The organism is Clostridium beijerinckii, assembly GCF_008705175.1.
In the GTDB taxonomy this organism is placed as follows: domain Bacteria; phylum Bacillota; class Clostridia; order Clostridiales; family Clostridiaceae; genus Clostridium; species Clostridium beijerinckii.
In genome coordinates this window covers 145,001-170,248 of sequence record NZ_CP043998.1, presented here as the reverse complement: position 1 = coordinate 170,248, position 25,248 = coordinate 145,001, and the positions used below count along the sequence as shown (strand labels likewise).

23 protein-coding genes, 2 tRNA genes and 2 rRNA genes (1 of these 27 running past the window's edge) are annotated in these 25,248 nt (G+C 30.7%); 4 read left to right on the top strand and 23 right to left on the bottom strand.

Annotated features, from left to right (window positions below):
* Positions 1-21: 21 nt before the first annotated feature.
* The 6 genes from cysS to radA form a co-directional block, all read right to left on the bottom strand.
* Complete coding sequence (gene cysS, locus F3K33_RS00815) at positions 22-1,422, bottom strand: cysteine--tRNA ligase (RefSeq protein ID WP_023976576.1); 1,401 nt, start codon at positions 1,420-1,422, stop codon at positions 22-24.
* A 17-nt stretch (positions 1,423-1,439) separates the two neighbouring features.
* Positions 1,440-3,152, bottom strand: a complete 1,713-nt coding sequence (locus tag F3K33_RS00810; RefSeq protein ID WP_039772853.1) for a proline--tRNA ligase — start codon at positions 3,150-3,152, stop codon at positions 1,440-1,442.
* Between the two features lie 394 nt (positions 3,153-3,546).
* Positions 3,547-4,227: a 2-C-methyl-D-erythritol 4-phosphate cytidylyltransferase gene (gene ispD, locus F3K33_RS00805; protein ID WP_039772856.1), complete on the bottom strand. Its 681-nt coding sequence runs from the start codon at positions 4,225-4,227 to the stop codon at positions 3,547-3,549.
* A gap of 21 nt (positions 4,228-4,248) precedes the next feature.
* Positions 4,249-5,349, bottom strand: coding sequence for a PIN/TRAM domain-containing protein (locus tag F3K33_RS00800; RefSeq protein WP_011967491.1), 1,101 nt, complete (start codon positions 5,347-5,349; stop codon positions 4,249-4,251).
* Between the two features lie 242 nt (positions 5,350-5,591).
* Positions 5,592-6,656: a DNA integrity scanning diadenylate cyclase DisA gene (gene disA / locus F3K33_RS00795; RefSeq protein ID WP_011967490.1), complete on the bottom strand. Its 1,065-nt coding sequence runs from the start codon at positions 6,654-6,656 to the stop codon at positions 5,592-5,594.
* Between the two features lie 238 nt (positions 6,657-6,894).
* Positions 6,895-8,271, bottom strand: a complete 1,377-nt coding sequence (gene radA / locus F3K33_RS00790; protein WP_039772858.1) for a DNA repair protein RadA — start codon at positions 8,269-8,271, stop codon at positions 6,895-6,897.
* Positions 8,272-8,756: 485 nt separating this feature from the next.
* Here radA and F3K33_RS00785 point away from each other — a divergent pair, with 485 nt between their 5' ends.
* Positions 8,757-8,984: a glutaredoxin family protein gene (locus F3K33_RS00785; protein ID WP_011967488.1), complete on the top strand. Its 228-nt coding sequence runs from the start codon at positions 8,757-8,759 to the stop codon at positions 8,982-8,984.
* A gap of 75 nt (positions 8,985-9,059) precedes the next feature.
* Here the strand turns inward: F3K33_RS00785 and trxB are convergent, their stop codons facing one another.
* From trxB to F3K33_RS00760, 5 genes are all read right to left on the bottom strand, one after another.
* Positions 9,060-9,995, bottom strand: coding sequence for a thioredoxin-disulfide reductase (trxB, locus tag F3K33_RS00780; RefSeq protein WP_039769019.1), 936 nt, complete (start codon positions 9,993-9,995; stop codon positions 9,060-9,062).
* 130 nt (positions 9,996-10,125) lie between these two features.
* Positions 10,126-12,600, bottom strand: coding sequence for an ATP-dependent Clp protease ATP-binding subunit (locus F3K33_RS00775; protein ID WP_039769017.1), 2,475 nt, complete (start codon positions 12,598-12,600; stop codon positions 10,126-10,128).
* Between the two features lie 25 nt (positions 12,601-12,625).
* Positions 12,626-13,639: a protein arginine kinase gene (locus F3K33_RS00770; protein WP_023976582.1), complete on the bottom strand. Its 1,014-nt coding sequence runs from the start codon at positions 13,637-13,639 to the stop codon at positions 12,626-12,628.
* A complete protein-coding gene (locus tag F3K33_RS00765) occupies positions 13,632-14,210 on the bottom strand; it encodes a UvrB/UvrC motif-containing protein (protein WP_011967484.1) in 579 nt (192 codons plus the stop codon). Before F3K33_RS00765 ends, F3K33_RS00770 begins: the two co-directional genes overlap by 8 nt.
* 14 nt (positions 14,211-14,224) lie before the next feature.
* Positions 14,225-14,680: a CtsR family transcriptional regulator gene (locus tag F3K33_RS00760; RefSeq protein ID WP_011967483.1), complete on the bottom strand. Its 456-nt coding sequence runs from the start codon at positions 14,678-14,680 to the stop codon at positions 14,225-14,227.
* A 169-nt stretch (positions 14,681-14,849) separates the two neighbouring features.
* Between F3K33_RS00760 and F3K33_RS00755 the strand changes: the two genes are divergently transcribed.
* Positions 14,850-15,500: an MBL fold metallo-hydrolase gene (locus F3K33_RS00755; protein ID WP_023976583.1), complete on the top strand. Its 651-nt coding sequence runs from the start codon at positions 14,850-14,852 to the stop codon at positions 15,498-15,500.
* A 65-nt stretch (positions 15,501-15,565) separates the two neighbouring features.
* On the opposite strand, the gene F3K33_RS00750 is transcribed toward F3K33_RS00755, so the two are convergent.
* The 7 genes from F3K33_RS00750 to F3K33_RS00720 all read right to left on the bottom strand — a co-directional run bounded on the left by F3K33_RS00750 (position 15,566) and on the right by F3K33_RS00720 (position 19,214).
* Positions 15,566-15,736, bottom strand: a complete 171-nt coding sequence (locus tag F3K33_RS00750) for a 4Fe-4S ferredoxin (protein WP_008426524.1) — start codon at positions 15,734-15,736, stop codon at positions 15,566-15,568.
* 122 nt (positions 15,737-15,858) lie between these two features.
* Positions 15,859-16,062 carry a heavy-metal-associated domain-containing protein gene (locus tag F3K33_RS00745; RefSeq protein ID WP_011967481.1) on the bottom strand — a complete coding sequence of 68 codons (204 nt, stop codon included), beginning with the start codon at positions 16,060-16,062 and terminating at the stop codon, positions 15,859-15,861.
* 11 nt (positions 16,063-16,073) lie between these two features.
* Complete coding sequence (locus tag F3K33_RS00740; protein WP_023976584.1) at positions 16,074-16,979, bottom strand: PSP1 domain-containing protein; 906 nt, start codon at positions 16,977-16,979, stop codon at positions 16,074-16,076.
* A gap of 3 nt (positions 16,980-16,982) precedes the next feature.
* On the bottom strand, positions 16,983-17,915 hold the full coding sequence (locus tag F3K33_RS00735) for a DNA polymerase III subunit delta' (RefSeq protein WP_023976585.1): 933 nt from the start codon (positions 17,913-17,915) through the stop codon (positions 16,983-16,985).
* 19 nt (positions 17,916-17,934) lie between these two features.
* Positions 17,935-18,267 carry a cyclic di-AMP receptor DarA gene (locus tag F3K33_RS00730; RefSeq protein ID WP_011967478.1) on the bottom strand — a complete coding sequence of 111 codons (333 nt, stop codon included), beginning with the start codon at positions 18,265-18,267 and terminating at the stop codon, positions 17,935-17,937.
* A 73-nt stretch (positions 18,268-18,340) separates the two neighbouring features.
* Entirely contained in the window at positions 18,341-18,982 is a 642-nt protein-coding gene (gene tmk / locus F3K33_RS00725; RefSeq protein ID WP_023976586.1) for a dTMP kinase, read from the bottom strand.
* 49 nt (positions 18,983-19,031) lie between these two features.
* Entirely contained in the window at positions 19,032-19,214 is a 183-nt protein-coding gene (locus tag F3K33_RS00720) for a sigma factor G inhibitor Gin (protein ID WP_011967476.1), read from the bottom strand.
* A 406-nt stretch (positions 19,215-19,620) separates the two neighbouring features.
* Here F3K33_RS00720 and F3K33_RS00715 point away from each other — a divergent pair, with 406 nt between their 5' ends.
* Together F3K33_RS00715 and F3K33_RS00710 are read left to right on the top strand one after the other, a co-directional pair.
* The gene (locus F3K33_RS00715) at positions 19,621-20,781 is read left to right on the top strand and encodes a zinc-binding metallopeptidase family protein (protein WP_023976587.1); all 1,161 of its coding nucleotides are present in this window, start codon (positions 19,621-19,623) and stop codon (positions 20,779-20,781) included.
* Between the two features lie 277 nt (positions 20,782-21,058).
* On the top strand, positions 21,059-22,006 hold the full coding sequence (locus F3K33_RS00710; protein ID WP_039769009.1) for a magnesium transporter CorA family protein: 948 nt from the start codon (positions 21,059-21,061) through the stop codon (positions 22,004-22,006).
* 39 nt (positions 22,007-22,045) lie between these two features.
* Here F3K33_RS00710 and F3K33_RS00705 read toward each other — a convergent pair whose 3' ends face one another.
* From F3K33_RS00705 to F3K33_RS00680, 5 genes are all read right to left on the bottom strand, one after another.
* A complete protein-coding gene (locus F3K33_RS00705; RefSeq protein ID WP_039769007.1) occupies positions 22,046-23,443 on the bottom strand; it encodes a sugar porter family MFS transporter in 1,398 nt (465 codons plus the stop codon).
* A gap of 680 nt (positions 23,444-24,123) precedes the next feature.
* A tRNA-Cys gene (locus tag F3K33_RS00695) sits at positions 24,124-24,198 on the bottom strand.
* 4 nt (positions 24,199-24,202) lie between these two features.
* Positions 24,203-24,278: transfer RNA gene (locus F3K33_RS00690), tRNA-Phe, on the bottom strand.
* 5 nt (positions 24,279-24,283) lie between these two features.
* Positions 24,284-24,400: ribosomal RNA gene (gene rrf / locus F3K33_RS00685) — 5S ribosomal RNA — on the bottom strand.
* Positions 24,401-24,471: 71 nt separating this feature from the next.
* Positions 24,472-25,248: ribosomal RNA gene (locus F3K33_RS00680) — 23S ribosomal RNA — on the bottom strand; it runs 2,132 nt beyond the window's last position.

The following is a 25,248-nucleotide window of genomic DNA, read 5'->3' as shown; positions in this document are numbered from 1 at the left end:
AAAATGCAACCCTTCCTTTAATTAATCAATCTTTTTCCATCTAACACCCTGTGGTGTATCTTCCAAAATTATATTTCTGCTTTTTAAATCATCTCTTATTTTATCCGCAAGTGCAAAATCTTTATTTTTTCTGGCTTGCTGTCTCTTTTCAATAAGCTCCTGAATTTCTGTTTCCAAATCCTTCTCAATACGATCTTGAAGTATACCTAGCGGATTTCCTAGTTCTCTAACCATTGATTCTGCTTTCTCACATAATTCAGAGGATGAACTAATATTCACATTATTGTTAATATCTTTAGTCAAATCAAACAATACTGAAATAGCATCTGCTGTATTAAAATCATCATCCATCTTCTCAATAAATTTTTCTCTATATTTATCTAAAGACTTTAGATATTTTTCTTCCGCTTCATCCATTAATTTTTTAGTCACTTCATCTTTTAAATTTTCAAGATTATTTATGCAATTATATAATCTTTCTATTGATGATTTTGCTGAATCTAAAAGTTCCTTAGTAAAATTTATTTGTATTCTATAGTGTCCAGACAACATCAAAAACCTTATTGCATCCGAACTATATTCCTCAAGAACTTCTCTTGCGGTAAAGAAGTTATTTAATGATTTTGACATTTTCTTATTATCTACATTAACAAATGCTGCATGGAGCCAATAATTTGCAAATGGTTTTCCTGTTAGAGCTTCACTTTGAGCTATTTCATTTTCATGATGCGGGAATCTTAAATCCATACCACCTGCATGAATATCTATTGTATCTCCCAACAATTTCTTCGCCATGCACGAACACTCTATATGCCACCCAGGCCTTCCAGGTCCCCAAGGGCTTTCCCAAGCAGGTTCACCTGGCTTTTGTGCTTTCCACACTGCAAAATCCATAGGATCTTTCTTTCTTTCATCAACAGATATTCTTGCACCAACCTGCAAATCATCTAAGTTCTGTCCTACCAATTTTCCATAATTATCAAATTTTTTTGTGCTATAGTAAACATCACCATCAACTTCATAAGCAAATCCTGCTTCAATCAACTCTTCAACAAATTTGATTATATCATGAATATATTCTGTTGCTCTAGGATTTACAGTAGCTCTTTCAATCTTTAACGAATCGGCATCTTGGTAGTATTCTTTTATATATTTATCTCCAAGCTCTTTTACTGTAATTCCCTCATCATTAGCTTTATTAATCATTTTATCGTCTATGTCAGTAAAGTTTTGGACAAATCTAACCTTGTATCCTCTATACTCCAAATATCTCCTTATAGTATCAAAGACAATAAATGTTCTTCCATTACCTATGTGAAAAAAATTATATACAGTTGGCCCACAGACGTACATTTTAACTTCGCCAGGAATAATAGGGATAAACTCTTCTTTTTGTCTTGTTAAAGTATTAAATACCCTCATTAATTTACCTCCTAAAATTATTTTAGTTTTATTTTGTTTTTCTCAAATTCACCTTTTATTATATTATAAACATCTTCTATTTTGATTACTTCCATTTCTCCATCTCTAAGTTTAAATTCAATTTCTCCCTCATTAATCTTTTTACCTACTGTTATTCTCATTGGTATTCCCATTAATTCTGAATCTTTGAATTTCACTCCTGCTCTTTCATTTCTATCATCTAAAAGAGCTTCTATTCCAGCACTTGTTAATTTTTCATAAATTTCATTTGCAATTCTAGCTTGTTCCTCATCTTTTACATTAACAGGAATTACAGAAACATGGTATGGTGCAACAGACAATGGCCATACTATACCATTCTCATCATGATGTTGCTCAATTATAGATGCCATTGTTCTTGTAACTCCAATTCCATAGCATCCCATTATAAATGGCTTTTCTTTTCCATCTTCATCTATAAACTTAGCATTCATGGCTTCCGAATATTTAGTACCAAGTTTAAATATATGCCCTACTTCTGTTCCTCTTGCAATAGTAACCTTACCACCGCAAACTGGGCACTTTTCACCTTCAGTTACGTTTCTATAATCTCCTATTACACCTTCAAAGTCTCTTCCATAATTCACATTATTAATATGGTAACCTGTTTCATTAGCACCCACAATAAAGTTATACATATTAGCTACTTCTTCATCAACTAATAGCATATCTACTTTTATCCCCATTGGTCCCGCGAATCCTATTTCTGCTCCCGTTGCCTTTTTTACATCTTCTGAACTAGCAAGATCTAGATTAATCACTTCACCAATTGCATTGCTAACCTTAACCTCATTAATTTCTCTATCACCCCTAACCATAACTGCTACTATTTTGCCATCTGCATTAAACAAGATAGTCTTTGCGAATTTTTTTTCATTAGTACCGAAAAACTTAACCAATTCATCTATAGTTTTTGTATTAGGTGTCTCAACTTTATTTATTTCCTTAAATTCTTGTTTTAACTCTTTCTCTGCTGGTGATGAAGCTTTCTCGATATTTGCTGCATAGTTACATTCACCACAAAATACCACATCATCCTCTCCAACTTCCGATTTAACCATAAACTCTGCTGAATTTGAACCACCAATAGCACCAGAATCAGCAGCAACACATTTTGCATCCAAACCACATCTATTAAATATTTTTACATATGCATCATGCATTTTATCATAAGCTAAATCTAGCCCACCTTGATCTTTATCAAAGCTATAAGCATCCTTCATTACAAATTCCCTAGATCTCATCACCCCAAACCTAGGTCTACGCTCATCTCTATACTTTGTTTGGATCTGATATAAATTAAGAGGTAATTGCTTGTAAGACTTAATTTCATTTCTCGCTATATCTGTAAATACTTCTTCATGAGTTGGCCCTAAACAGAAATCTCTATCACCTCTATCTTTTAATCTAAACATTTCTGCTCCATATGCATCCCATCTACCAGATTCCTGCCATAATTCAGCTGGAATAATAGCTGATGCTAGAAATTCCTGCGCACCTGCTGCATTCATTTCTTCCCTAATTATATCCTCAACTTTTTTTAAAACTTTTAATCCAAGAGGCATATAATTATATACTCCTGCAGCCATTTTTCTTATCATTCCAGCTCTTAACATAAGCTTATGGCTATCAATCTCTGCTTCCGCTGGTACTTCTCTTAATGTTGATATTAACATACTAGACATTTTCATTTGGTGTTCCTCCTAAAATAATATTGGTTAAATTGCGAATAATATTTTATATATGATGTAATAAAATCTGAATATCAGATTTTACAAATAATTAATAGGTTAAAAATATATAATTAGATAAATAAAAAAGCCCCCCTAATAATATATATTAGGGCGAACTTTATATCGCGGTACCACCTAAATTTGTTCTCTAACAATGATAACGGTTTTAGACCGATAGTTTTTCCCTATACTCAAAAGCTGGTTCAAAGCCTGTTTAAAAGTCTTTCAGCCCACGGACTTTTTCTCTTATATAATCGGCTTCTACTATTCTTCATCAACGTTTTACAATCTTAATTAAATTTTATTTTAATATATTATAACTTCCTGAATTTAGCCTGTCAATACATTATCACTATACTATATCTTTTACAAAATACTCTGCAAGTATTAAATCTTCCGGTGTAGTTATTTTTATATTTTTATAATCACCCTCATAAATATAAACTTTATGCCCAAAAAGTTCTACCACACTAGTATCATCAGTAACTGATATACATCTTTTCTTTATCTCTTTATGGCATTCATATATCAGGTTAAAATCAAAAGCTTGTGGCGTTTGAATTGCAACAAGTTCACTTCTAACTAAAGTATCGACTGAAAAATTATTACCATCTTTAATTTTTATAGTATCTTTCGGCATAACTCCAGGTGCTGCAGCTTTATAGTGCTTAGCATATTCAACCGCATCATTTATTATTTTCTGAGATGCAAATGGCCTAGCTCCATCATGAATTAATACTATATCAGATTTTTCTAATTTCTCCAAGGCGTTATATACTGATTCTTGTCTTTCGCTCCCACCAGATACTAAATCATCTATTTTTAATCCATATTTATTTAATACTTCTCTTTTACAATAATCTTTTTCATCTTCAGGCACTACTAAAATGATCTTATCTATTAAATCATTTTCTATAAACTGTTTTAACGTGTAATAAAGAATGGGCGCACCATTCAAATCAATATATTGCTTGCTTTGAATATAACCCATTCTCTTACCTCTGCCTCCAGCTAATACTATCGCACTAACCATACAGAAAACTCTCCTTAACTTTTAATTATCTTTTGGTTTTGCAAAAATCATTCGTCCAGCTGCTGTCTGAAGAACTGATGTAACTATAACACTTGTTGTTTGTCCTATGTATTTTCTTCCACCTTCAACAACAATCATAGTTCCATCTTCTAAATACGCAACACCTTGGCTTGATTCTTTCCCATCCTTTACTATATCAATTGTCATTTCTTCACCAGGTAATACTACTGGTTTTATTGCATTTGATAATTCATTTATATTTAATACCGGTACTCCTTGAAACTCAGCCACTTTATTTAGATTATAATCATTAGTTATAACCTTTCCTTCCATCTTTTGTGCAAGTTTAAGCAACTTTGCATCAACTTCTGCAATTTTAGGAAAATCATCTTCTACAATTTGAGTTTCTATGGCTAGCTCTTTTTGTATTTTATTTAATATATCTAGACCTCTTCTTCCTCTATTTCTTTTTAGTGAATCAGAAGAATCGGATATATGCCTTAATTCATCCAATACAAAGTTAGGTATAACCAGTGGTCCTTCAACAAATCCAGTCTCACAAATATCAAATATTCTTCCATCAATTATAACTGATGTATCTAATACTTTCGGAATTCCTTTTATAGACTCTTTTATTACCTCTTTAACTTTTTTCTCTTTAATTACAGGCTTTTTCATATTAACAAGAAGAGCTGTTATATCTTCCTTTTTTTTAATCATTATTTCTGCACCTATTATAGCAGCTAACACATTTAATAAAATTAATAAAATTGGCCCAATTATATTTATATCATTTATTGGTTTTGCAATAAATGTCATAAGAATTAAAGCAATTACAGCTCCAAAAGTTCCATAAATGATTTCAGTTATGCTCATTTTTTGCATACTCTTTTCAATATACTCAATTAAATTAGAAATTCCTTTGTATATAATAGGAGAAATAATATAAAATATAAGTCCAAAGATAAAAGATATAATAATAATAAATAAAACTCTAGTAATAGTGGTTGAAATGTAAGTCAAATTATCAACCTGAGGGATTGTAAGTAATATTTCAGATATGAAATATCCTAGTATCAATCCAATTACAGAAAAAATTCCCCTTAATAGTCTTTTTAACACATACTTCACCTCCTTCTAATTATTTACAATTAGATAGTATTTTAATCATTTTTTCAACATTTCTCTAAGTCATATTAATTATATCATACAATAAGTACCTCTAAAATGAATAAATTATTAAGTTTACTAATAATTTCATTCTACTTTGAAGAATCAAATTAAATCTTAGATTAATAAATCTAAATAAATAGTATTTTCTTTGTAAAAACTAAATCCTATTTAATTTAACACAAATTTAATTATCATATTTCCTTTTTTAATGAAACTTGCTCTTTTATACGTTTCAATCCATCTTTAATGGCAGTAGCTCTCGCTTCTCCTATTCCTTCAACATTATCTAAGTCATTTATATCAGCATCAATTATATTACTTAATTCTTCAAATTCTTTTATAAGATTATCAATAACATTAGATGGTATTCTTGGCACCTTACTCAACATTCTATATCCCTTTGGAGATATTAATGTATCCATAAGTGGAATTCCTCCACGACCTAATGTTCTTGCAACTGCGTCTAATTCTAATAATTCTGAAGAATTTAATTTTTGAATGTGCTCATATACCTCGTTATATTGAAGTCCATCTTTACAGTAATCCCTAATTAGCAATATTCCATCTCTTTCTATATGCTTAACTAATTCATTTAATTGCATTGATATTAATCGTCCTTCATTCCCCAACTCTAGTATATACATATTAATTTCTTCCACTATTCTCATTACCATTTCAGTTCTTTGAATTGCTGTAACTACATCGAATAGTGTTGTTAAGTCTTGAAACTCCAATAAATTCAAGTTATTAATAACACGTTCAAGTACTGCAACATATTTTTCTAGTGTTTGAAGCGCTTGATTTGCCTTTCCAAGAATTACACTACTTTCTCTTAATACATACTTTATATCACCCTTGTACATAGTTATTATATTTCTTCTTTGAGAAATTGCAATTACTATGTTATTCGTTTGCTTAGCTACTCTATGCGCCGTTCTATGCCTAGTTCCTGTTTCATATGTTGGAATAGATGAATCAGGTATTAATTGCGCATTAGCACAAACGATTTTCTTTAAGTCTCCAGTTATGACTATAGCTCCATCCATTTTAGCTAATTCGTATGCATATGATGGTGTATACTCTGAATTAATATAAAAACCGCCATCAACGAGTTTCATAACTTCTTCATCGTCACCAATCACTAATAATCCACCTGTTTTAGCTCTTAATATATTTTCAAGACCTTCCCTTAGTTGAGTGCCTGGGCACATTATCTTTAAGACATTCTTTATTCCTATTCCCTTTTCTATTCTCATACACTCACCCATTTTCTTTAAAAATCATTTTAATACTTTTCTAGATTTATTTAAAATCAAATATTAAACATTTTGACTGATATTATTTTCCGAGTAAATTTAACCTAGGCTCTAGAAACTATAATACTATAATAAATATAATCCCTCAACAACATTTGTTAAATTTAAGTTATAATATATTTATTTGTAAGAAATAGCTCTATCCTCTTCATATTTAATATGGAATTTCTATAATGTTCTAGCTTCTATAAATATTATTTATTACATCCATCAAGGTCTTTAATTCAATTATATCTATTTTCTTTAAGTTACTGCTTTTTCCTATAGAATCCTTTGGAACATAAACCTTTTTAAATCCCATTCTCTCAAGTTCCCTAATCCTACTTTCTAATGATGGTACTTTTTTAAGTTCCCCAGTCAGTCCTACATCTGCTATAAACGCTATATTTGATTCTATCCCCTGCTGCTTTACTGAGGATACTATACTCATTATTACAGCTAAATTAATGCCCTGTTCTCTTATTTTTATACCACCTGTAGTTTTAATAATTACATTCTTATCGTATAAATTAATTCCTCCACGTTGTTCAAGTATAGATATCAAAGTGTTTAATTTATCCTTTCCTAATGTTTCCCCTATTCTTGTAGGATACGGAGTAAAACTCTTCGACACTAAACTTTCTATTTCAGTTATTATTGCTCTTGTTCCTTCTTTAATTACTGTTAATGCACTTCCTGATACAATTTCTCCTTCTTCACGCTTTGTCATGAAGAATTCTGAGGGGTTATCTATTGAAATAATCCCTCTCTCCCCCATTTGAAAGAAGCCATTTTCAATACCGCCAAATCTATTTTTAGAACTTACAAGTACTCTTAACTCTTCATCACTATCATCTTCTATTATAAGCACCGTATCAACTAAATGTTCTAAGGCTCTTAGCCCTGCAAGTTCATCACTTTTAGTCATCTGCCCAACTATTATAACCGCTCTTGGCCTTCTACCGTTTTTAGCCATTTGGAGCAATGCATTAGCACATTCCATAGTTTGTGTAGGTGACCCTGCTCTCGCTGGCAAAGATGATTCCATAGTAAATGTTTGTATACTATCTATTATTATAATATCCGGATCTATTTCTTCAACTGCATCTAAAACATTATCAAGACTTGTTTCTTGTAGTACCCATATATCTTCGTGGATTTTATTAAGAATTCTGTCTGCTCTGTTTTTTATCTGACTATCACTTTCTTCCCCTGACGCATAAATTACTTTATATCCTTTTTGGGCGACAGCATCGGAAATTTCAAGAAGAAGTGTTGATTTTCCTGCTCCCGGTCTTGCTGTTATAATTGAAATTGAATCCTTTACGATTCCTCCACCCATAACCCTATCAAATTCATTTATCCCTGTTACTATTCTATCGCTTTTGTTGGAAACTATCTCAAAAAGTTTTTTTAACGGTTTTTTTGCTACTTGTCTGGATCTAGTCTCTAAATTTTTTGCTTCAATAGTAATTTCCTCTAATGTATTCCAATTATTGCATGTTGGACATTTACCAAGCCACTTTATACTTTCAAAACCGCAACTATTGCATCTATATAATGTTTTTTTCTTCATAAACCTCTCCCTTCGTTTCTAGATCTTTATTACATCTTACTTTTTTAATAATAATATTAATTATATTATAGCATATTACTTTCTTACTCATATATTTTGAATTAAATATAGCTAGTGCTTAGCCTTCAATCAATTATTATATATAATACTTTATAACTATTTTATTTTTTGTTCTTAGAATATTTAATAAATTATTGCAAAAGCTATTATAAAATAGATTAGTAAAGAACAAATATATAATAATATAGAAATTATAATATTAATATCAACACTAGAAAATAAACATAATATATAATTCACCAGTTATGTATTAACTAAATTACTCTATAATGATTATTCTAATAATGAGACAACGATATATAACCAAGTTATAATTTAATTGATAGTAAACATCATTATTTTATAGCTATATTGAATGATTATAAAATCTATATTATAATATTAATTACAATATAATAACTATTATTAAGGAGGCGTATTCATTTATGGTAAAAGTATATACTACCAATACTTGTCCTTGGTGCGTTAAAGCAAAAACTTTTCTTAAATCAGAGAACATTGAATTTCAAGAATTAAATGTTCAAGATGATATGGAAGCTAGAGAAGAAATGATAAAAAAGTCTAATCAGATGGGTGTCCCAGTATTAGATATTAATGATAATATTATTATAGGCTTTGATAAGCCTGCTATTCTAAAGGCTTTAGGTAAATAATTAAGAGGCGTATATCCGCCTCTTTTATTTTGGCTTATATCAATTAATATCTGATTTATATTCTCATCTTTAATGCTATTTTCTTTTTCGTAATATATATTTTTCTGCATTTAAAAGCGCAATCGTACCATCTGATACAGCAGTTGTTATTTGCCTATACTTCTTTTGTCTTACGTCCCCTGCTGCATATACTCCTTGAATATTTGTTTGTAAATCTTCATCGGTAATTATATATCCTTGTTCATTCAATTTTATATAATCCTTTACTTCTTTTGTTCTAGGCTCTGTTCCTATATATCCAAAAACTGCATTAACATCTAAGCTACTACTTTCTTGAGTCTTAGTGTCTTTTATAATAACTGATTCCAAAAATTCCTTACCATTGGCTTGAGTCAAATCCTTATTTAATAGAACTTCTATTTTAGGATTATTGAAAACTTCATCAATTAATGACTGTTCTCCTTTAAAATAATCATACCTTCTTATTAAGTACACTTTTTCAGCAAACCTAGTTAAAAATATAGACTCCTCTAGTGCAGAATTTCCGCCGCCTACAACAGCAACTTTTTTGCCTTGATAAAGTGCTCCATCACAAATAGCACAGTAATGAATTCCTCTTCCTGAAAATTGTTCTTCTTGAGGAAGAGGCAGTTTTCTTGGTGCAGCTCCTGTAGCAATTATTACAGCTTTAGGTTGGTATACATATGATTCAGTTTCTATAATCTTTTCATCATCTGATATATATATCTTTTCAATTGAATCAAATTCATCAATATTTGCTCCAAGATCTCTAGCTTGTTCTTGAAATATGTCAGCTAAATCTCCTCCACCTATACTTTTAAATCCCGGGTAATTCTCTATAGTATAACTATTTCTAACTTGACCTCCCACAAGTTCATTTTCTAACAACAATGTATCCAACTTTGCCCTTCCTGCATACATTGCTGCTGTAAGACCTGCTGGTCCACCACCAATTATAATTAAATCCAATTCTTTCTTTTCTTTACTCATATCTATTTTCTCCTAATATTTAATACATTTTAAACTACTCAATACCCAAATATTATATTAATCTTTAAACTAAACAGACTATTTCAATGTATAAATAATTTATAGCGTTGAAATAGCCCATTAACATAAATTAATTCTTATTGAGCTCCAAATTGCTTTCAGCCAATCTTCTGAAAATAAGTTTGTTTTCTAACTCACTTACCTTTACCCTATCTCCAATTCTTATATTTCCTTGTAATATTTCCTCACTTAATTTATCTTCTACCTCTTTTATTATTAATCTTCTAAGTGGCCTTGCACCATAATCAAGGTCAATTCCTTTGTTTAGCAGGAACCTTTTACTATTATCTTCAAAGTTTAAGTATATATCTCTGTCTTCAAGCCTTTTTCTTATTGATGCAAGCATTAAATCTATAATTTGATTTAAATCTTCATCACTCAACTTATGGAATACTATTGTATCATCTATTCTATTTAAAAATTCTGGCCTAAATTTTTGCTTTAATTCTCCTAATATATTTTCCTTCATCTTTTCATATTCAGTTTCATTTTCGTTTTTAGAACTAACACTACTAAATCCTATGCTTTTTTGTTTTTTAATTTGATGAGCCCCAACATTTGAAGTCATTATAATTATTGTATTCTTAAAATTAACTATTTTTCCTTTACCATCAGTAAGCCTTCCATCTTCCATAATTTGAAGCAATATATTGAATACCTCTGGATTTGCCTTTTCTATCTCATCTAAAAGAACTATTGAATAAGGTTTTCTTCTAACAGCTTCTGTAAGTTGACCACCTTCTTCATGTCCTACATATCCTGGAGGCGATCCTATTAATCTAGATACCGAATGACCTTCCATGTATTCTGACATATCAATTCTTATAATATTATTTTCATCACCAAACATAGCTTCTGCAAGTGCTTTAGAAAGCTCAGTCTTTCCAACTCCAGTTGGTCCCAAAAATATAAAGCTTCCTATTGGTCTATTAGGATCCTTTATTCCAACTCTTGCCCTTCTCACAGCCCTTGCTATAGATTTAACCGCCTCATTTTGTCCAACAACTCTCTTGTGTAGTATTTCCTCTAATCTTAATAACCTTTCACTTTCCGATTCAGTTAATTTTTGAATTGGAATCTTAGTCCAAGATGATACTACACTCGCTATCTTTTCTGCATCTACAACTAGTGTCTTTATAGAATTCTGAGTATCCCAACTATCTTTCATATTACCTAACTGCTCTTTTAAAATTCTCTCTTTATCCCTTAAATTCGCAGCTCTCTCAAAGTCTTGAACTCGTATAGCTTCTTCCTTTTCTTTACCTATATTTTCAATTTTTTCTTCTAAATCTTTTAAATCCGGAGGGGCTGTTAAACTTTGGATTCTCACTTTAGCAGCTCCTTCATCAATCAAATCAATGGCTTTGTCTGGCATAAATCTATCTGTTATATACCTATCTGCCAAATTAACGGCCGCTTCTAAAGCTTCATCTGTTATTTCAACTCTGTGATGAGCTTCATACTTATCTCTTAATCCTTTAAGAATTTTTAGCGTTTCTTCCTTTGAAGGCTCTCCCACTGTTACAGGTTGAAATCTTCTTTCTAATGCAGAATCCTTTTCAATATACTTTCTATATTCATCTATAGTTGTGGCTCCTATACATTGAATCTCTCCTCTTGCTAAAGCAGGCTTTAATATATTAGATGCATCGATAGCACCTTCTGCTCCTCCTGCTCCTATAATAGTGTGAATCTCATCTATAAAAATAATTATATCTTTATCTTTAATTATTTCATCCATAGTTTTCTTAAGTCTTTCCTCAAATTCACCTCTATACTTAGCTCCTGCAATCATAGATGTTAAATCTAAAGAAACAACTCTTTTATTTCTAAGTATCTCTGGAATATTTCCCTCAACTATTCTCTGTGCTAGTCCTTCAACTACAGCAGTTTTACCAACGCCTGGTTCCCCAATCAGACACGGGTTATTTTTAATTCTCCTACAAAGAATTTCTAATAACCTTTGAGTTTCATTATCCCTTCCAATTACAGGATCTAGTCCTTGTTCCTTAGATAGTACTGTTAAATCCCTTCCATACTTATCAAGCATTGGAGTATTAGCTTTCTTATTATCAATTATATTTTTATCGCTAGCTTTATCTTCATAAGTACCGGATAAGAATACAAGTAATTCTTCACTTATAATGGTAAAGTTAAGATTCAAGCTTTTTAAGATAGTGTATGCCATTCCTTCTTCTTGGTTAAGTAAGGCTAATAAAATATGTTCAGGGCTAACATATTTATGATTTAATCTTTTTGCTGCTGCAAAACTTTCATCTATTAACCTTTTGGTACGAGGGGTAAGTAAAATATTATCGTCTGTTTTCTTGATATCCCCATAACCCAAGTATCTTTGTATCATATTTCTAATATTCTCACTATTAACCCCATATTTTTTTAATAACTTAGCAGAATATCCATCTTCTTTTAATATGCCAAGTAATATATGCTCAGTTCCAACATACCCATGTTTAAATTTTTCTGATTCATTTTCAGCTTCTAAAATTACTGCTTGTGCCCTTTCTGTTAATTTATTATATTCCATATACTTTAAACCTCCTATCTTCTCCTTAGGTTAACATTTCTTTCACTAATTTAGCTCTTTCATACTTAATTTCCTTATCATCTAGTGATTTTTTCAAATAATTTTGAAGGGATGAATTAGTAATTAGAATAAATAGTTTATCTAACTTACCCTTATCAATATTTATAATTGATAATTCCGCTCCTAATCTAACATTTGATAATAGTTCAATAGACTCTTTAAAATCCAAAATCATTGCATATTTCAGTATTCCATATGCTCTATATATCTTATCCTCTAATTCATGTCTACATTTACTAAGTAATATTTCTCGGAATTTATTTTCCTCTATTATTATGCTCCAAACTGCTTCTTTTAATTTATTTATAATATTCTCCTCTGTCAAACCTAATGACACTTTATTAAATATTCTGTATAAATTTCCAAAAACTTTTGTACCATCTAGATGAACTCCCTTTATAGCAATTCCTAACTTACCAAGCCTTTTGGATATATTATTAATTTCTTCACTCATACTAAGAGCTGGCAAATGTAATACTACTGAGGCCTTCATTCCTGTTCCGATATTCTCTGGTGATGCTGTTAAATAACCTAATGTTTCATCAAAAGCATAGTCAAAATTTTCTTCTATCTTATCATCAATAACCGTTGCTCTCTCAAAAATTTCTTCTAATTTCAATCCATCACTTACACATTGAAGATTTATATGATCTTTTTCATTTATCATAATGCTAAGATCTTCTTCTTTATTCAATATAAATGAGCCCTTATCAGAATTTTTCAAAAGCTCTTTGCTGATTAGATCCCTTTCTAAATATTGTTTACTAAATTCCTCTTTTGTATTCCAAATCTCATATAACGTAATTTCTTCATTATCTAATTCATTTTTAAGAACGTTATATACTTCTTTGCCATTTTCTCTACCCTTAATATAGTTTAGTTTATTAGGAAAAGGTAAATTACTAAAGTTTCTAGCTAACAACACTTTGCTACTTAATACTGCTCCAAGTCCTTCCTTATCATCTTCCCAGCTATTCATCACAATTTCCCTCCTTTCTATTTATAATTTCCTTAGTGTTACTTTCTAATATATATAATTCTAGTTTTTTAATTTCATCTCTTACTATTGCTGCTCTCTCATATTCCTCAGCTACTATCAATTTTTGCATCTCTTCTTTTAAATCCTTAAGGTTTTTTCTTTGAACCAATTCCTTTCCCTTTACCTTAGGAATCTTACCAATATGTTTACTTCCAACTTGTAAGCTCTTTATCCTTGGCTCAAGTACAATATTAAATTCTTTATAACAATCAGTACATCCCAATCTTCCTGATTTCTTAAATTCCTGATAAGTTAACCCACAATTTGGACAGATAATTTCCTTTACTTTATTATTATCTATATTTGATTTACCATTATCTACATTAGATAATATTTCTGTAAGTATTCCTTGAAATGGAACATTTATATTTTGCATTATTGGATTAAAGAACGGAATATTAGCTATATCTTTTGCACAATTTTCACATAACCAAATTTCTTGTTTCTGACCATTCATCACTGTAATTAAATTTATCTTTGCTTCATTTTTTTTACATTTTTCACATAACATATATATCCCCACCTTTAAGATAAAATTATCATAATCATAGCTTTTAAAATATCAGCTCTTACTTTATTTTTATTATCTGCTGAAGTTAAACTTCTATCATTTATTGCTATTTTCATTATTTCACATTCTCTTTCTTCAATAACTCCAGATTCTAATAAGTGATTAAGCAATGCGTTTGCATTATGATATGTTATTGTTTCTCCTATGCTTTGGTTAATTAATTCTTCTCTTCTATTGGAGTTGTCATCATCCAACTGCTTGATCGCTATATGACCTCCGCCGCCTCTCTTGCTCTCAATTAAATATCCTCTTTCATAGGTAAATCGAGTTGTTAATACATAGTTTATTTGGGACGGCGCGCATCTAAATTGATCTGCTAACTCATTTCTTTGTATAAAAATCACATTATCTCTATTCTCATTAAACATTTGTTTTATAAACTCTTCTATTATATCTGAAAGTCTTGCCATAACATCACCTGCTTAAACCTTTATTTAATTATTTGTTTTTGACTTACTTTGACTTTATAATATTATACTATACTTCTTCTACTTTTTGAAGTATCAATATAAATTTATGATTATTTATATTACTGTATGTTAATAATATCTAATATATTTCAATTTATGGAGGTTTTATATGCAAATTATTTGGTATGGACATTCTTGTTTCCTTATGAAAACATCCATTGGTAAAAGAATTCTAATTGATCCATTTAGCAACAATTTAGGTTATGATAATAATTTCCCTAAATCTGATTTAATTACCATTAGTCATAACCATTTTGATAGTTCATATATTAATGATATAAATAATACAACCAAGATTATTAATGAGAGCGGAAACTTTAACTTAAGCTTCCTTAATATAGAAGGGTTTGACTCCTTTCATGATAAGTGCAATGGACTAAAAAGAGGCTCAAATATTATTTATATATTTAAGGATGATAAACTTTCCATATGCCATTTAGGACATTTAGGCCATATACCTTGTTCATTGATTTTAGAAAAGCTTAAAAATATTGATATTTTACTTATCCCTATTGGTGGACATTTCACTCTCAACGGTTTTGAGTCTGCGAAACTTTGTAACCTTATTTCCCCCAAATACATAGTTCCTATGCATTATAAAACTAATACAACAACTTTATACTTAGACGACCCTAAGAATTTTATAATATCTATGAAGAGCGTAAAAAAAATAAATTCTAATATATTAGATACTTCTGACTTGTATATAAATTCTAACCTTAAGTCTGAATGTATCTTGTTAACACCTCCATATAAATAGTGAAAATAACTATTTCAACTATTTTTAAATAAAAAAAAGACCGCCTAAAGACGATCTCTCTTTTATTACTCTTGGTTTGGAGCTCCCACTGGGCAAACATTAGCACAGTTTCCGCAATCGATACAAGTATCTGCATCAATAACGAATTGAGTATCTCCTTGAGTTATAGCACTAACTGGACATTCTCCAGCGCATGCTCCACAGCTAACACATGAATCATTAATAACAAATGCCATCTAGAACACCTCCTAATAAATTGTGGTAATTAACCTCTTACATTTTAACACGTATTCGTATGTTTTAAAAGTGTTTTGTATTCTAGACTTCTTATTTTTTAATATTGTTATATCATTTACGATTACAAAACAACATATCCTAAATCCTCTATGGAATTTATAATCCTTTCGAGTTTTAAAAAGATATCATTATATATCACTGTTATCTCCCTTTTTGCAAGCGAAATTTCAGTAGCTATTACTCCCGAATTCTTAACAACTGTATCTTGAATTATCTTGGCATCGTCATTAGACTCCATATTACAAATCTTAATAACAGATTTCATAGAAATTCCTCCTATTTTTCATTAATAAGATTTTTTATTAATGTTTTATCTTCCTCTGACTCAACAATCAATTTTATATTATTTTCATCAATTGTGTCTTCATATTTTCCTGAAACGAGCTCTACATCAGTTATTTTGAATTCCTCAACAACTTCCTCGTCTCCTCTTCTAACCTTAACCTTTACCATCTCTTTAACTATTGAATTACCAACAACTTCTCCATTCCCAGCCTCTGTCTTAACAATAGAACCAATCTTAGGCAATCTCTTTCTTATACCTTCATATGTAGTTTGCTCATAGTTCAAACAGCACATCAATCTTCCACATATTCCAGATATCTTGGTTGGATTCAAAGAAAGATTCTGTTCCTTTGCCATTTTTATTGACACAGATGCAAAGTCTCCTAAGAATGTAGAGCAGCACATAGGCCTACCACATGGTCCAAGTCCTCCAACCATTTTAGCCTCATCTCTTACTCCTATTTGTCTTAATTCTATTCTGGTTTTAAATATAGTAGCTAAATCCTTAACTAATTCTCTAAAATCTACTCTACCATCTGCTGTAAAGTAGAATATAACCTTATGATTATCAAATGTATATTCTACATCTATTAATTTCATATTTAATTTATGTTCTTGAATTTTAGCTAAACATATATCTAATGCTTCTTTTTCTTTATCCTTATTTTCTTTATGTTTTCTAATATCATCCTCATCAGCAATTCTAATAACATTCTTTAAAGGTGATACTATATCTTCCTCTTTTATCTCCTTAATTCCTATAACGCATTCACCAAATTCTATACCTCTAGCTGTCTCTACTATTACATAATTGCCCTTTTTTATATCCAATTCTAATGGACTAAAGTAGTAAATCTTTCCTGCCTTCTTGAATCTTACGCCTATAACTTTTATCATTAATTATACCTCCGCAAAGCCCATAAGCAAAACACTTATGACCATTGAATAGTTCGTATTACTATTAAAATTTATTCTAGCTTCTTTTATGTATTCTAACATACTATTTAATTTCTTATAAGATATTCCTCTTGATATATTTTTTATCTTATATATTTTATCAAAATTAACAACGAGTTCACTATCATTAAGTTCTTTAAGAAGTAAGATATCTCTTATATATGATAGAAGTATATTTAGTAACTCTAATTTATCTTCTTTTGCACTTTTTAATAATTCTTCATACTTTAATATAATACCTTTTTGTCTACTTACGATATCTTCAAATAATTCTATACATATATCTCTCAAATTTCTCAACTTATCATCGCTAAAAAATCTATCTACATTTCCAGGTATTCCAGCACTATAAGCTAATGCAGCTTTTTTATCATCTTCACTTAAATTATTATATTTTTCCTCAAGGTAACTCAAAATTTCTTCTTTATTTAATGGTGTTAACCTATATATTTGGCAACGCGATTTTATTGTATCTAAAATTACTTCTAAAGAATCACTTAGTAATATTAAATGTACACCTCTTGGTGGTTCTTCAATAGTTTTTAATAATGCATTTTGAGCTTGAACTGTTAGCTTGTCACATTTATATAATATTAATACCTTTTTATCACCTTCATAAGGCTTTTTATTGACTTCACTTATAATGCTTCTCACATCATCAACACCAAATGAATTGGAATTAGGAGAATACCTTACAATATCAACACTCTCTACACCATTTCTCTCTTTAATAATCTGGTTTGAAAGATACTTAGCTACTATACTTTTTCCTATTCCATCATTACCAATTATTAGATTTGCATGAGAAAATGAATCCTTTTGTCTTCTATTATTTATATTATCGATAATATTTTTATGTCCAATTATCTTTCTCAATGCTTATCTCTCCTTGATATCATATTTTTACGAACTTATCCACATCAATTACGAATACAGTAGCACCTCCCACGCTAATTTGCACTGGGTATTGTTGCATATATCCACTTTCACTTCCCCCAAGGGTAGTTGGTGTAACTACTGTCTCATTTCGCTTTCTACATACATTCCTAATAACATCAATAACAAGTTCGACTTTTTCCTCTTCAATTCCTACCAATAATGTAGTATTACCAGATTTAAGAAATCCTCCTGTAGTTGCTAATTTTGTAACTCTATAATCCTCTTCTGTTAAAGCCTCTATGACATCTGCTGAATCTTCATCCTGAACAATTGCAATTATCAATTTCATTTTAATTCCCACCCTTAAACTAATAATAATTTACTACATATTATTTTACCACAAATAGGTGGCTTTTTATTACTTAGTTTATATTTGTCCATATTTTAGGTCTTAGTATATTTTTTATTTGATTAATTACATTTTCTTTCGTATTATTTGCATCTATCTTAACAATTCTATGATTATTATTTTTATAAACAATATCATATCCTTCTCTAACTCTTTCATGAAACTCTAACTTTTCTATATCTAATCTATTTACTTCTCTGCAATCATTATTAGCTATTCTAGCCAATCCTATTTTAGGATCAAGATCAAATAGCACTGATATATCCGGCATATACTCACCAATAGCAAATTTATTTATACTTAAAACTTCTTCTATTCCTAAATTTCTCGCATAACCCTGATACGCCAAAGAAGAATCTATAAACCTATCACAAAGAACTATTACACCTTGATTCAATGCTGGTATCACTTTTTCTACAAGGTGTTGTCTTCTCGCCGCTGCATATAATAGTGCTTCTGTTTTAGCATCCATCTCCTTGTTATCTTTGCTTAAAATAACTTGTCTTATTTGCTCTGATATTTTAATTCCGCCTGGCTCCCTCGTCTTTATACATTCAAAATTATTTTCTGTAATCCAATCATATATTGCGTCAATCGCCGTTGTTTTTCCGGTTCCCTCGCCACCTTCAAAAACTATAAATAAACCTTTTTTCATCTTAAAGTACCCCTCTGTATATTAGCGTTTAAATGTAAGAATTTAATTTCTAAGCATGTTCGCTAAATAAGATTATCCTAACATTATCCTTATAATAATCATAATCTGGATCCTCTACATTTGTATTAACAATTTTCTCTTCACATGCTTTACAAATCTTTTCTCCATTTAATATTATACCATCGCAATCACTTGCTCCACATAAAAAACATGATTTATTTGTATCCTCCATTAGTAATTCCCCCTTAATTTTATGATTCTTATAAAATTATTACCAATTATGTAGACTTTATACACCTTGTGGATGTTAATAACTTCTATATAGATATTTTTTTAATTTATGGTAATACTAATAAAGAGCAATATATATTTACACAATTACTACTGAATTTAATACAAATTACATAATGTAAATATAGCTTGCAAAAATAGCTTATATTATTAAATTTTCAAACAATAATTTGCTCATAATATTTAAAATAATAGCTATATTAAGCTTATATTTAATACAGCTATTATCATGTTAACAATAAAAACATTAATATGAAAGGAGAACTTACTGTAAAACAAAGCAAAACCTGTACTATATACAAGATCTAGTAATTTATTTTGCAAGTTTTAAGTAAGGAATTGCGCTTATGAAAAACAAAATTATTTCATTTTTATCTACTTGTGCTGACGATATTAAAAATCTCTGTACCTATTTATATGAGAATCCCGAAAAAAGTTATAGTGAAGTTAACGCGTCTAATTGCATATGCAATTTATTAAATAAATACAAATTTGAAGTTGATAGAAATTTTTTAAACATTAACAATTCATTTATAGCAAAGAAAGGCCAGGGTCATCCTAAAATATGTTATCTATGTGAATATGACGCTATCGAAAATGAAGGTCATATTACCGGGCATAATATGGTTACTGCAATGTCAGTATCCGCTACATTAGCTTTAGGAAGTGTTATAGATGACATCGGAGGTTCTGTAATACTGGTAGGTTGCCCCGGTGAATACTTTGGCGGGACTAAAGGGACAATGGTAAAACAAGGACTATTTGATGACATAGATGTTGTAATGGTAGCACACCCTGACACATGTACATGTGAAAGTGGCTCTTCATCAGCAATTATCCCATTAGGACTTAAGTTTGAAAGCGAAAGCAAGTTAAGTTTTTTAAATCGGAATTCTTATACATCATTAGATGCCGTTTTACTAACTCTTAATATTTTAAACTCTATAAAAAAAGGATTTCCAGATAATTTAGAAATAAATTCGGTTATATCTAATGGTGGGTATACAACATTGCTATTACCAGCAGATTCTGAAATTAAATTTTGCATTCGTGCATCTAACACGAAAACTGCTAACGAAGCTTATGATAAAATAAGAAAAATTGCACATAATGTGACAGCATTAATAGATATTCCTAATAAATTTTTCTTATATGAGTCTCCTAATAAGGAGTTAATAACCAATAGAACACTAAATAGGCTATTTAGTCATAACCTTAAAGAAAGTGGAATAATAAATATTAATCCACCAAAAGATATATATGCTGGATTAAGCATTGGAGATGTAAGTCATAAGGTTCCTTGCATACATCCATATATATCTATAATAGATGATGAAAATATTAAATATGGAAGCCTAGATTTCGCAAAAGCAACTACATCTGAATTTGCTTTAAAACAATGCAATATAGCAGCTACAGCTCTTGCATTAACTGCTATTGACTTGATACAAAACGAAACTTTACTCTCTGAAGTTAAGTCTGAATTCTTTAATAATAGAAATTGCTAATAAAAAAATTTTAAGATATGGTATCTTAAAAATAATATAATATATGCTTTTGATAATAATAAACTCCATATATTATATCGATTTATATTTTAAGATACCATATTTCACTTCATAGATTCTGGCATAATAAAAAATCAAACGTAAAATCCTTTGATGTATTTTCATATTAAACTTACAGAATAATAAAAATAATAGTATATTACAAGAAATGCTATGTGTTTACAAACCATCTTATAATAGTATAATATTAGTTGTACTGCTTAGGAGGTGTTATAAATTGATTCAAATCTATAAAAGCGAAAGTGAATTTGATCCTTCCCTAAAATTAATAGATACAATAGAAAATGGTGCTTGGATAAATCTTATTGCTCCATCTGCTGAGGAACTAATATTAATATCAAAGAAAACAGGTGTCCCTTTGGAATTCTTAAAAGCAGCTTTAGATGATGAAGAAACCTCACGTATCGATATTGAAGAGGATTCATTATTAATAATAGTGGATATACCGTTTACCGAAATGGAAGATAACTCTCTTACTTATGATACATACCCATTATCAATAATACATACTAATAAACAATTGATAACTGTATGCTTAAAAAACAGTAAAATCCTAACGGATTTTGCTAATAACAAAATTAAATCTTTTTATACATTTAAAAAATCAAGATTTACATTACAAATACTAAATAGAATATCAACATACTATTTACTTTATTTGCGTCAAATAGATAAAAAAAGTTTAATGATTGAAAAAAGGCTTCATAAATCTATGAAAAATAGAGAGCTTATACAATTACATTCTCTGGAAAAATCACTTGTTTATTTTTCAACTTCACTAAAGGCTAATGAAATTACTTTAGAGAAAATGCTGAAATTAGAGCTTATGCAAAAATATGAAGAAGATAAAGATGTTTTAGAAGATGTAATTATAGAAAATAAACAAGCTATAGAAATGACTGAAATCTATAGTAATATATTAGCTAGTACAATGGACTTTTTTGCTTCTGTAATATCAAATAACTTAAATATTGTCATGAAAGTACTTGCATCAGTTACAATTCTTATGGCAATACCGACTATAATAGGTGGAATATTTGGTATGAATATAGCATTACCATTATCTGCGGATAATCCACATGCATTCTCCATAGTTATGGGCGTAACTATTGGCATTTGTGGACTTGTTGCCTTTATATTATATAAAAAAGATATGTTTAACTAACATATCTTTTTTATAATATCTTATAACTACTCTTATCCCCTAAGCCTTAGTTGTAGCATCTTGTGTGCAGATATCCTTTTGGAGTTTTTCTACTCCTTTATATGATCTAAGTTCAGCTTCTATATCTTCAAGTGAACGATTACGAGTTTCAAATACTTTAAATTGAACAAACCAAATTGCCGCAAAACAGATTATACCATAACCTATAAATAAACTACCTGTACCAAAGTAATTCAATAATGCTGGAAATGTCAATGATACCATCATATTAGCACTCCAATTAATTACACTACTAAATGAATTGCCTAAGCCACGAATATTTAGTGGAAATACTTCTCCTACCATAACCCACATTACAGGTCCCCAAGTAGCTGAGAAAAAGGCAATGTAGATAGTTAATGCGATAACACATATAATCGAAGCAACAGATGAACCATTAGAAAATTTCATTGAGATGCTCATAATCAATAGCGAAACTCCCATCCCAATAGCTCCATAAATAAGCATTTTTTTACGGTCAATCTTATCCATAATGGCTACAGCTATAGCAGTAATTATTATATTAAAGACTCCAATTCCAATATGGGCAAGCAAAGCTGCTTGTACACCAAATCCGACATCTGTAAATATAGTTGGTGCATAATAAAGAACTGTATTGCATCCCATAATTTGTTGAAAAATAGCTAGACCAAAGCCTATAACTAATGCCGGGCGTACAAATTCGCTAAATAGCTCTTTAACTCCACCACTTTTAATCTCGGCTTGTTTTTTTATTTGAGCTAATTCATAATTAACAGCACTTTTATCATGTTTATTCATATGTTCTAATATACTTCTTGCTTCGTCTACTCGTCCATCTTTTACTAAAAATCTAGGACTTTCTGGTAACACAAGTGCGCCTATTAAAAGAACTGCTGCTGGAATAGCTGCGAACCCTAACATCACTCTCCAACCAGTATATAAATCTGAAAATGCATAATTCGTAATATAAGCCAATAAAATTCCGCTCATAACCATTAGCTGAAACAAACTTGATATGGTTCCACGTTTTTCAGATGGTGATAGTTCAGCTAAATAAGTTGGAATTAGAGCTGAAGATGCACCAACTGCGACACCAAGAATGATTCTAAATATAATTAATGACCAAATTTCTGGAGCAAATGCTGATCCAAGTGCGCCGACAAAGAATATAACAGCCGATGTAAGAATTAGCTTTATACGGCCATATTTATCAGACATAGGACCAATGATTGCAGCCCCAAGAATAGCTCCTAATAATACAGAACTTACAACCCATCCTTGCTGCCATGAATCAAGGTGCATTTGTTCTTGAATAAATAAAATAGCTCCTGAAATAACTCCAGTATCATAACCAAACAAAAGCCCACTAAGTGCAGCGAAAATATATATTACAGAGTTACTAATTTTTATTTTCATTAAAATCATCTCCCATTTTTTATTTCATTTGATTTAAATTCGTATATTCCTAGTGCGTTTATAATATTCCTAAAATTTCTTCGTTCGGAAGACTATTTTTATCGTTTACAAAAGATACATTAATTGCCTAGTATATTTATAATTTGACTTCCATGAAACTTGGTAAAAATAACTAGCAAGGCCAATTTTCTCTTACATTCTTTAAATAATGCTGTACTAGTTTTTATTCATATTTATCATATCGATAAATATACCTTCTATTAATAATCTAATAATGCATGCATATCTATTAGCTTTTAGAAAAATAGGTACCCAATATTTATTTTCCTTAAATTTAGTATAGCACTCTTTGAAACCTTTTTCAATAAACTTTAAAAAGTAATTTAAAAAGTAATTTAAAAATTTATTTAATATATATTTATGATAATATCCTACCTTTGCAATTATAGTAAACCAATTTAACCAATGTAATGCCATTAAATATATAAATTCAATCGCTGCAACACATGTCATGTGATATATAATTCATTAATTCACTCTATTAGTGACTCATTAACTTATAATATTTCTATGTAATTAATTCAATTTTAAATTATAGATTTCCATAAAGCTTATTATATACATAAAAAATAGCCTATGCATCAACTATTTAGTTAATACATAAGCTATCTTAAATAAATTGGAGGCGCCACCCAGATTTGAACTGGGGAATAAAGGTTTTGCAGACCTCTGCCTTACCACTTGGCTATAGCGCCATTATGGTGGCTCGAACTGGAATCGAACCAGTGACACGAGGATTTTCAGTCCTCTGCTCTACCGACTGAGCTATCGAGCCATCTTACCTCGCAACTTCCTACTCTCCCACATAGTCTCCCATGCAGTACCATCAGCGTAATAGACCTTAACTTTCCTGTTCGGAATGGGAAGGAGTGTTACCTCTATGCCATCATCACGAGATTTTCTTTTGAAAGAAATACTGTTCTTTCAAAATTGCATATAATTTTAATGTATATTACAACTTGATTATATTGGTCAAGCCCTCGACCTATTAGTATCAGTCAGCTAAATACGTTGCCGCACTTACACCTCTGACCTATCAACCTTGTAGTCTTCAAGGGGTCTTACTAGCTTATGCTATGGGAAATCTCATCTTGAGGTGGGCTTCACACTTAGATGCTTTCAGCGTTTATCCCTTCCCGACTTAGCTACCCAGCTATGCTTCTGGCGAAACAACTGGTACACCATAGGTCAGTCCATCCCGGTCCTCTCGTACTAAGGACAGCTCCTCTCAAATTTCCTACGCCCGCGACGGATAGGGACCGAACTGTCTCACGACGTTCTGAACCCAGCTCGCGTGCCGCTTTAATGGGCGAACAGCCCAACCCTTGGGACCTACTTCAGCCCCAGGATGCGACGAGCCGACATCGAGGTGCCAAACCTCCCCGTCGATGTGAACTCTTGGGGGAGATCAGCCTGTTATCCCCGAGGTAGCTTTTATCCGTTGAGCGATGGCCCTCCCACGAGGTACCACCGGATCACTAAGCCCGACTTTCGTCCCTGCTCCACTTGTAGGTGTCGCAGTCAGGCTCCCTTCTGCCTTTACACTCTTCGAACGATTTCCGACCGTTCTGAGGGAACCTTTGGGCGCCTCCGTTACATTTTAGGAGGCGACCGCCCCAGTCAAACTGCCCACCTAACAATGTCCTGTCACCAGTTTCATGGCATCCAGTTAGAACTTCAATACTATCAGGGTGGTATCCCAACAACGACTCCACCAAGGCTGACGCCCTAGTTTCCAAGTCTCC